Raw genomic sequence first — 9,097 nt, 5'->3', positions numbered from 1 at the left:
TCTTGCGTGGTTGACCGGATAGCTGGGTTCCCAAGCCCTGGTGGCGCGTTGCCGAGCTGGTGCCGCGGCTCTCCGGCGAGCGACGCCGCGGCGGTTCCGCGCCGTAGCGCCCGCGCCTGCCCTGCGGCAGCGCCGACGGTCCGCGGTCGGCCGGTCGAGGCGCACGGCCGCGGCGGGCCGCGCCGGCCCGAGCCGGCGCGTACACCTCGGGTTTGGGCAACCGCAACAGCCTACTGAAGCGACCGTCCTGTCCGGCGTGCAGCGCCGCCACCGCCTCCGGTTCGTGCCGCGCGGCGTTGGCGATGAGGCCGAACATGAGCAGCGTGATCGCCAGTGACGAGCCACCGGCCGACACCAAGGGCAGCTGCAATCCGGTGACCGGCAACAGGCCCACCACGTATCCGATGTTGATCATGGCTTGCCCGGCGATCCACGTGGTCGCCGAGGCGGTCAGCAATTGCAGGAACGGATCCGCCGACCGGCTGGCGATGCGCAATCCCGTGTAGACGAACAAGGCGAAAAGCCCGAGCACCAGCGCGCAGCCGAGGAAGCCGAGTTCCTCGCCGATGATCGCGAAGATGAAGTCGTTGTGCGCGTTCGGCAAGTAGCTCCACTTGGCCCGGCTCTGTCCCAGCCCCCTGCCCCAGATGCCGCCGTCGGCCAGCGAATACAGAGCCTGCCTGGCTTGATAATTGTCCCCTTGCGGATCCGAACCCGGGTTGAAGAACGACCGGACCCGATTCGACCGGTAACCGGCGGACATCGCGAGCACGCCCGCGGCCACGACACCGGAAACCGCGATCGTGACGAACAACCGGACCGGCAAGCCGCCGAACCACAGCAGAGCGGCCAGGACGATGCCCACCGCGACCGTGGTGCTGAGGTTCGGCTGAACCACGATCAACAGACACACCAGCACACCCGCGGGGACGAGCGGGACCAGGATGTCGCGCAGACTCGAACCGCTCGCTCGCCGCGAGACCAGCAGGTGGGCGCCCCAGACGATCAGCGTCACCTTCACGATCTCCGACGGCTGCACCGAGACCGGGCCGAATATCAACCAGCGACGCGCGCCCTGCACGCGCGTACCGATACCCGGGATGAGGACCAGCACCAGCAGCAGCACCGAGATCGCGAACAGCGGGAACGACGCTTGGCGCAGCAGGCGCAGCGGAACCCGCAGCGCCAGATAGAACAGTACGGCGCCGATCGCCGCGAACAACGTCTGCTGGATGAACAAGGAGTACGCCGACCCGCCTTCCGCGTACTCCACGACGCCGGAGGCGGACAGGACCATGACCAGTCCGAGCGCGGTCAACAGCGTGGCGATCGTGACGATCAGGTGGAACGACGCGAGCGGCCGTGCCAGCCACGAGCCGGGACCCATACCCCATCCCCGGACCCGCTGTGGCTGCGTGCCGACTTGCCGTTGACCCGACGTGCGGGCCGCCTTCGCGGTCCGACGCGTGCCCTCACCCGAACTCACAATGCGCCCTCCGGCCCGCCCGTCGTCGCCGCGCCGATTCCGTCATAGCCGCCGTCCGACGTCACCGTCTTCCAGGGCGTGCACCGCCGCGGCGAAGCTGCGGCCGCGGTGGGTGTAGTCGGCGAACATGTCCAGTGACGCGGCGGCGGGGGCCAGCAGCACCGTGTCGCCGCGGCGGGCGAAACCGGCGGCCGCTCGCACGGCCCGCGTCATGACGGCGTCGGCCGCGGCGGTCCTCGACGCTTCATCACCCATTCCTGCATCGTCTCCCGAGACCAGCTCCACGACGGGGACCTCGGGCGCGTGTCGCGCCAGCGCGGCCGCGAGCACCGGCGCGTCGGCGCCGATCAGCACCGCCGCGACCAGCCGGTCGGCGACCTCCTCGACCAGGTCCTCCACGTGCGCGCCCTTGAGCTGGCCACCGGCCACCCAGACGACCTGCGGATGGGCCAGGATCGACGAGCGCGCGGCATGCGGATTGGTGGCCTTGGAGTCGTCGACGAAATCGACACCGGCCAGCTCGCGCACGAACGCGGCGCGGTGCGGCCCGACCCGGTGCTCGATCAAGCCCTCCCGCACGAACTGCGGAGCGACATCGATCGCCCTGGTCAGCGCCGACGCGGCGAGCGCGTCGGCGACGCCCGCGGGCCCGGGCGGGCTGATGTCACCCACCTCGGCCAGGATCGCGGCCTTGGTGAACGCGCGGTCGAGCAGCTTGCCGTCCACCACGCCCAGCTCGCCGTCGGCGGGCACCCCCACCCGGAAACCCACGGTGCGGCGGGCCTTGGACTTGCGGGCCAGCGCGGCCGCGACCGGATCGTCCAGGCCGACCACGCCGACCCGGCCGACCAGCGCCCTGGCCTTGGCCGCGGCGTAGGCGTCCAGGCCGCCGTGCCAGTCCAGGTGGTCTTCGGCCACGTTGAGCACGACGCCCGCCTCCGGGCGCACCGACGGCGCCCAGTGCAGCTGGAACGACGACAGCTCGACCGCGAGCACCTGCGGGCCGGGGTTGCGGCGCAAGGCGTCCAGGATGGGAAGGCCGATATTGCCGCAGGCCACGCTGGCGATTCCGGCGGCGCGCAGGATCGCGTGGGTCATCTGGGTCGTGGTGGTCTTGCCGTTGGTGCCGGTGATCACCAGCCACTTGCGCACCGGACCGTAGATCCTGGCCTGGTCCACCCACCAGGAAAACTCCACATCGCCCCACACCGGCGTGCCCTCGGCCACCGCCGAGGCCAGCACCGGCGAGTCCGGCCGCCAGCCCGGGCTGGTGATCACCAGCGCGAACCGGCTCCAGTCGGCGTTCTCCAGCTCCGTGCCGGTGGCCACGTCCAGCCCCAGCTCGGCGGCTTCGGCCAGGGCCGCGGCGCCCGCGTCGGTGACCACCGGACGCGCGCCGATGTCGAGCAGCGGCTCGACCAGCGAGCGTCCCGACACACCCCAGCCGGCCACCAGGACGTCGCGACCGCGCAGGAACTCGAGCATGGGCCCGGGTGAGCGCAGCGCGCGCGGAGAATGTTCGACCATCTCGTTCACCCGACCGCGGAGAGGTATTCGCTGTAGAACAGCCCGAGCCCGACAGCGGAGGCCATCGCGGCCAAGAGCCAGAACCTGATGATCACCGTCGTCTCGGCCCATTTGCTGAGCTCGAAGTGATGATGGAACGGCGCCATCTTGAACAACCGGTTGCGCGTCGTGCGGAAGACCGCGACCTGCAACACCACCGAAGCCGTCTCGGCGACGAACAGCGCGCCGATGACGATCATCAGCAGTTCGGTGCGGGTGGTGATGGACAGCCCGGCCAGCAGGCCGCCCAGCGCCAGCGAACCGGTGTCGCCCATGAAGATCTTGGCGGGAGCGGCGTTCCACCACAGGAAGCCGACGCAGGCCGCCGCGCCCGCGGCGCAGACCAGGGCGAGATCCAGCGGATCGCGCACGTTGTAACAGCCGGCCTCGGGCTTGGTCTCGCACGCGTGGTAGTACTGCCAGAACGTGATGATCACGTATCCGCCCAGCACCAGGCTCATCGAACCGGCGGCGAGGCCGTCGAGTCCGTCGGTCAGGTTCACCGCGTTGGACCAGGCCACCACCACGAAGCAGACGAACACCAGGAACACGACCACGCCCATGGTCACCGTGCTGATGTCGCGCACGTAGGACAGATGCCTGCTGGCGGGAGTCAGCCCGCTCGCGCCGCGGAACTGCAAGGCGAGGAAGCCGAAGATCACGGCCGCGGACAGCTGGCCGATGTACTTGCCCGCCGCGGTCAGGCCCAGGTTGCGCTGCTTGCGGATCTTGATGAAGTCGTCGACGAAGCCCACCGCGCCCAGCGCCGTGGCCAGGCCGAGCACCAGCAACGCCGAGGCCGACGGGCCGTCCGCGTCGTAGCCGATGCCGATCAGGTGGGAGCCGAGGTAGCCGGCCCACATGCCGACCAGGATGGCGACGCCGCCCATGGTCGGGGTGCCGCGCTTGGCCTGATGACTGGCCGGACCGTCGACCCGGATCTCCTGCCCGAAGCCCTGCTTGGCGAACAGCCGGATCAGCAGCGGCGTCAGCAGGATCGAGACCGTCAGCGCGATCGCCGCGGCGAAGAGAATCTGTCTCATCGGGCTGCCTCCGTGTCCTGCCCCACCCGGTTGTCCGCCGCGCCGCCGCGCGAGCGCGCGGCGTCCGGGTCGGTCAGATGCTCGGCGACCTCCCACAGGCCGACCGACTTCGATGCCTTGACCAGCACCACGTCACCAGGGGCGACGTCCTTGTCCAGCAGTGCGATCGCCGCCTCGATGTCCGGTACGAGGACCGACTCCTCGCCCCACGACCCTTCCATCACCGCGCCCTGGTGCAGCGCGCGGGCGGGCCTTCCGGTGCCGACGACGACCACCCGGCTGACATCCAGGCGCACCGCGAGCCGCCCGATGGCGTCGTGCTCGACGACGGACTCCTCGCCGAGTTCGGCCATCTCACCGAGCACCGCCCAGCTGCGCCGCGGCGTCTCCCCCGCGCGCGCCATGCTCACCAGCGCTTTGAGCGCCGCGCGAACCGAGTCCGGATTGGCGTTGTAGGAGTCGTTGACGACGGTGATCCCGTCCGCGGTGGTCCGCACGTCCATCCGGCGGGCGGATGCGGCGCGCGCGCCGGACAGCGCCGCGGTGGCGGTTTCCAGGTCGGCGCCGCAGGCCAGCGCGACGGCGATCGCCGAAAGCGCGTTGCCCACCTGATGCTCACCGTGCACGGCCAGTCGCACCGGGGCGCTGCCCGCGGGCGTGTGCACCGTGAACGCGGCCCTGGCCTGGTCGTCGAGCCGGATGTCGGTGGCCCGCACCTCGGCGTTGGCGGCCTGCCCGACGGTCACCACCCGCGCCGACGTGCGCGCTGCCATCGCGGCGACCTGGGGATCGTCGGCGTTGAGCACGGCGAGCCCGGCCGGCGGCAGCGCCTCGACCAGCTCGCCCTTGGTCTTCGCGATGGCCTCGCGGCTGCCGAACTCACCGAGATGCGCGGTGCCCACGTTGAGCACCACGCCGATGCTCGGCGGCGCCACCTCGGCCAGCGCGGCGATGTGCCCCGGCCCGCGCGCGGACAGCTCGAGCACCAGGAAACGAGTGTTCGCGTCGGCGCGCAGCGCGGTCCACGGGTGACCGAGTTCGTTGTTGAACGAACCCGGCGGAGCCACCACCGTGCCCAGCGGCGTCAGGACGGCGGCCAGCAGGTCCTTGGTGGAGGTCTTGCCGGACGAGCCGGTCACGCCGACGACGGTGAGCCCGCCCGCCGCGACCAGGCGCGACACACTCGCGCGGGCCAGCGCGGCGAGCGCGGTCAAGACGGCGGCGCCGGAACCATCGGAGTCATGGCTCAAGGCGACCGAACTCGACGGCACGGCGCCCCGGCTCGGGGTGACCACGACGGCGGGCACGCCCACCGGCCGCGCCGCCAGCACCGCCACCGCGCCCGCGGCGATCGCCGCGCCCGCGTGGTCGTGACCGTCGGAACGCTCACCCGGCAAGGCCAGGAACAGATCGCCGGAACCGATTCGGCGCGAATCGAATTCGACCGAGCCGGTCACGCGCACCTCCGGGTCTGCGACGTCGTGCAGCGTGCCGCCGACGACCTCCGCGATCTCCCGCAGTGTCATCTCGATCATGAAACTGTCAAGTCCTCCGCGTGGTTGCCTTGCGGACTACGTCTTTCCAATGCGGCCGCGAGTACGTCGCGGTCGTCGAACGGGTGCTTCACGCCCTGGATCTCCTGCCCTGCCTCATGTCCCTTGCCCGCGATCAGCACCACGTCACCGGGGCGCGCCCACTCCACCGCGGCCGCGATCGCCTCGGCCCGGTCACCGATCTCACGCACCTCGCCGCGTTCGTCCTCCGGTACCTCCAGCGCACCGGAGCGCAAGGCGGCGCGGATCGCCGCCGGGTCCTCGGTGCGCGGATTGTCGTCGGTGATGATCAGCAGGTCGGCGCCCCGTGCGCCCGCGGCGCCCATCAGCGGCCGCTTCGCCGCGTCCCGGTCGCCGCCCGCGCCGACCACCACCGCCAGCCGTCCCGCGGTGTCTGCCGCGAGATGTCCACGCAGCGTGGCGATCACGGACTCCAGCGCCGCGGGCTTGTGCGCGTAGTCGACGATCGCCAGAAAATCCTGTCCGCGCTCCACCCGTTGCATCCGGCCGGGCACGTCCACGGTCGCCAACGCGGGCGCGGCGACTGCCGGTTCGACGCCCGCCGCGGCGCAGACCGCCACCGCGAGCAGGCCGTTGGCGACGTTGTAGTGGCCGGGAAGCCGCAGGCGCACAGGGATTTCCCCGTGCGGACCCGCCGCGGTGAAGTCTTGTTCGCCGCCGTGCGCCGACACCGCGCCGGTGACGCTCCAAGCGGCGCCGCGGGTGGTCGACACGGTGACGGGGTCCGGCAGCCCGGCGGCCAGTCGCCGCCCCCACTCGTCGTCCACGCAGACCACGGCAGTGCGCGCCGCGACCGGCGAATCCGGTTCGAACAGCTTGCGTTTGGCGGCGAAGTAGTCGTCGAAGTCGGCGTGGAAGTCGAGGTGGTCCTGGGACAGGTTGGTGAACGCGCCGACCGCGAAGCGCACCCCGTCCACCCGGCCAAGCGTCAGCGCGTGGCTGGACACCTCCATCACCACCGCGTCCACGCCCTGCTCGACCATCAACGCGAACATCGCGTGCAACTGCGGCGCCTCGGGCGTGGTCAGCGCGCTCGGCACCCGCCTGCCGCCGATCCTGGTCTCGATGGTGCCGATCAGCGCGGTGGACAGCCCGGCGGCGGCCAGGCCCGCCTCCACCAGATAGGAGGTCGTGGTCTTGCCGGAGGTGCCGGTGATCCCGACGATGCGCAGCCGCTCGGACGGATTGCCGTAGATCGTCGCCGACAGCTCGCCGAGCACCGCCCTCGGGTGCTCCCGCACCAGCACCGGCACCGGCAGCGGACCGGCCAGCCGTGCGCCCGCCGCGTCGGTCAGCACCGCGACCGCGCCCTTGGCCACCGCGTCCGCCGCGAAACGGGCGCCGTGCGCGCGGGCGCCCGGCAGCGCGGCGAACAGGTCCCCGGGGAGCACGGCATCCGACCGCTGCTCGATTCCCGTGACCGGCACCTCGCCCGCGGCCGGATCGGGACTCGTCGCGGCCCCGATGACGGCGGCCAGCGACGCCAGCGGCGTCGACGGCGAATACTCTGGCCGCAATGCGCTCGGTTGACCGGACTGCACAGAAACCAGGCTCCTTTCGGGGGGTATCGATCGACGTGTCAGGTTACCGGCGACCGGTCACGGTGGGACCATGCGCCCCATCGCAAGGGCGGGGAGGTCGCCCACCGCACCCTACGGGTTCGTCCACCCGGCCGGGACCGCGCCACGCGGCACCCGGACGCCGCCGGGCGAGGCCGCGGCGCGCACGCCCGCCGCGCGCCGGGCCGGGTGACCGGATCACCCCGCCTGCAGGACGAATTGCCTGGACGGCTGCGGGGACGGCGGCACGCGGTCGCGCTGCAGCGCCCACGAGGCGATGTTGTGGAACAGCGGGGCGACCGAGCCGCCGCCGGAGCCGTCGGAACTGCGGACCGGCGCGTCGAGCATGAGTCCGATCACGTATCGCGGGTTGTCCGCGGGAACCATGCCCGCGAACGTGATCCAGAACGACGACGTGGAGTAACACCGGCAATTCCGGTCCACCTTCTGCGCGGTGCCGGTCTTGCCCGCCACCTGGTAGCCGGTGATGGCCGCGGGCCACCCGGTGCCGTTCTGGTTGGCGTTCATCGGGTCCCGCTGCACCACCGCCTGGAACATCGTCCGCAACGTGGCGGCGGTCTGCTTGCTCACCACCCGTACACCGTCCGGCTGGGTCTCCTCGGTGCGCGTGCCGTCCGGCGCGATCTTCGCCCGCACGATCCGGGGCGGAATGCGGACGCCGTCGTTGGCGATCGCCTGGTACATGCCCGCCATCTGCAGCGTGGTCATCGAAAGACCCTGCCCGATCGGAAGGTTCGCGAAGGTGCCGCCGGACCATTGGTCGCGGTCGGGCATCAGGCCCGCGCTCTCGCCCGGCAGGCCGATGCCCGTGCGCTGCCCGAGCCCGAACCGGTGCGCCATGTCGGCGAAGCGGTCCTCGCCCACGCGCTGGGCGAGCATGAGTGTGCCCACGTTGGAGGACCTGCCGAAAATGCCCGTGGTCGTGTAGGGCTCGACGCCGTGCGACCACGCGTCGTGCACGGTGACGCCCGCCATCTGGATCGCGCCGGGCACCTGGTGCACCTCGTCCGGATCGGTCAGGCCGTACTCGATGGCGGCGGCCGCGGTGACGATCTTGTTCACCGAGCCCGGCTCGAACACGTCCGTTACCGACGGGTTGCTCAGGTCGGTGTCGGCCCACTTCTGCGGCCCCAGGTCCGGGTTGAAGGTGTTGTCGTTGGCCATCGCCAGGACCTGCCCGGTCTTGGCGTCGAGGACGACGGCCGAGGCGGAGCCCGCACCCGACACGTCCTTGGCCTGCTGCACCTGTTGTTGCACGTAGTACTGCAGGTCCGAGTCCAAGGTGAGTTCGACGGCCGACCCGTTGACCGCCGGCTGCTCGTCCCGCCAGCTGCCGGGGATGACCGCGCCGTCGGACCCGCGATCGTAGGTGTAGGAACCGTCGGTTCCGGCCAGCACGGAGTCCAGCGAGGACTCGAGCCCGACGGTGCCGTGGCCGTCCCACCCGGTGGCGCCGATGACGTTCGCCGCCAGCGAGCCTCCGGGATGCACCCGTGGGCTCTGGTGATCGGAGCCGACCTGGGGGAACTTCTCGGTGATCTCGCTCGCGATCCGCGGGTCCACGTTGCGCGCCAGGTACACGAACGACTCGTCACTGCGCAGCTTGGCCAGCAGGTCCGCTTCCGACGGCGCGTCCTTCACCTTCTGGTGGATGGTGCGCGCGATGTCGCGCAGCCGCTCGTCCGGGTCGGGCGCCTTGTCGCTCTTGGCCTTGGCGTCGGCCAGATCCTGGCGGACCCGGACCGGTTGAAAGGTCAAGGCTTTCGCGGAGACGGTGAAGGCCAGCGACTTGCCGTTGCGGTCGGTGATCGGCCCACGCGTGGCCGGGTCCGGTTGGTGGGTGGTGCG

At 71.3% G+C, this 9,097-nt stretch carries 6 protein-coding genes; all 6 read right to left on the bottom strand.

All coding sequences use genetic code 11. From position 1 onward, the window contains the following. On the bottom strand, nucleotides 1-1,387 hold a 1,387-nt coding region (gene ftsW / locus ON27_RS09565), incomplete at its 3' end, for a putative lipid II flippase FtsW (protein WP_043722748.1). A gap of 141 nt (nucleotides 1,388-1,528) precedes the next feature. Further along, on the bottom strand, nucleotides 1,529-2,971 hold the full coding sequence (gene murD, locus ON27_RS09560) for a UDP-N-acetylmuramoyl-L-alanine--D-glutamate ligase (RefSeq protein WP_043722757.1): 1,443 nt from the start codon (nucleotides 2,969-2,971) through the stop codon (nucleotides 1,529-1,531). Nucleotides 2,972-3,018: 47 nt separating this feature from the next. Then, the gene (gene mraY, locus ON27_RS09555) at nucleotides 3,019-4,095 is read right to left on the bottom strand and encodes a phospho-N-acetylmuramoyl-pentapeptide-transferase (RefSeq protein ID WP_043722744.1); all 1,077 of its coding nucleotides are present in this window, start codon (nucleotides 4,093-4,095) and stop codon (nucleotides 3,019-3,021) included. Further along, nucleotides 4,092-5,630: a UDP-N-acetylmuramoyl-tripeptide--D-alanyl-D-alanine ligase gene (locus ON27_RS09550; protein WP_051046386.1), complete on the bottom strand. Its 1,539-nt coding sequence runs from the start codon at nucleotides 5,628-5,630 to the stop codon at nucleotides 4,092-4,094. Before ON27_RS09550 ends, mraY begins: the two co-directional genes overlap by 4 nt. After that, nucleotides 5,627-7,210 (bottom strand): UDP-N-acetylmuramoyl-L-alanyl-D-glutamate--2,6-diaminopimelate ligase, encoded by a 1,584-nt coding sequence (locus ON27_RS09545; RefSeq protein ID WP_051046385.1) that lies wholly within the window; start codon nucleotides 7,208-7,210, stop codon nucleotides 5,627-5,629. The genes ON27_RS09550 and ON27_RS09545 overlap by 4 nt, the downstream gene beginning before the upstream one ends. Nucleotides 7,211-7,426: 216 nt before the next feature. Continuing rightward, nucleotides 7,427-9,097: peptidoglycan D,D-transpeptidase FtsI family protein (locus ON27_RS09540; RefSeq protein ID WP_043722740.1), on the bottom strand; the 1,671-nt coding region annotated here is incomplete at its 5' end.

The organism is Nocardia asiatica NBRC 100129 (assembly GCF_000308415.1).
Classification (GTDB): Bacteria; Actinomycetota; Actinomycetes; order Mycobacteriales; family Mycobacteriaceae; genus Nocardia; species Nocardia asiatica.
Note: the sequence above shows the minus strand (reverse complement) of the source record. Positions and strands in the feature narration are given on the sequence as shown.

Coding starts and splice junctions, on each gene's coding strand:
- murD (WP_043722757.1), bottom strand. CDS start 2,971: ATGCTCGAGTTCCTGCGCGGTCGCGACGTCCTGGTGGCCGGCTGGGGT.
- mraY (WP_043722744.1), bottom strand. CDS start 4,095: ATGAGACAGATTCTCTTCGCCGCGGCGATCGCGCTGACGGTCTCGATC.
- ON27_RS09550 (WP_051046386.1), bottom strand. CDS start 5,630: ATGATCGAGATGACACTGCGGGAGATCGCGGAGGTCGTCGGCGGCACG.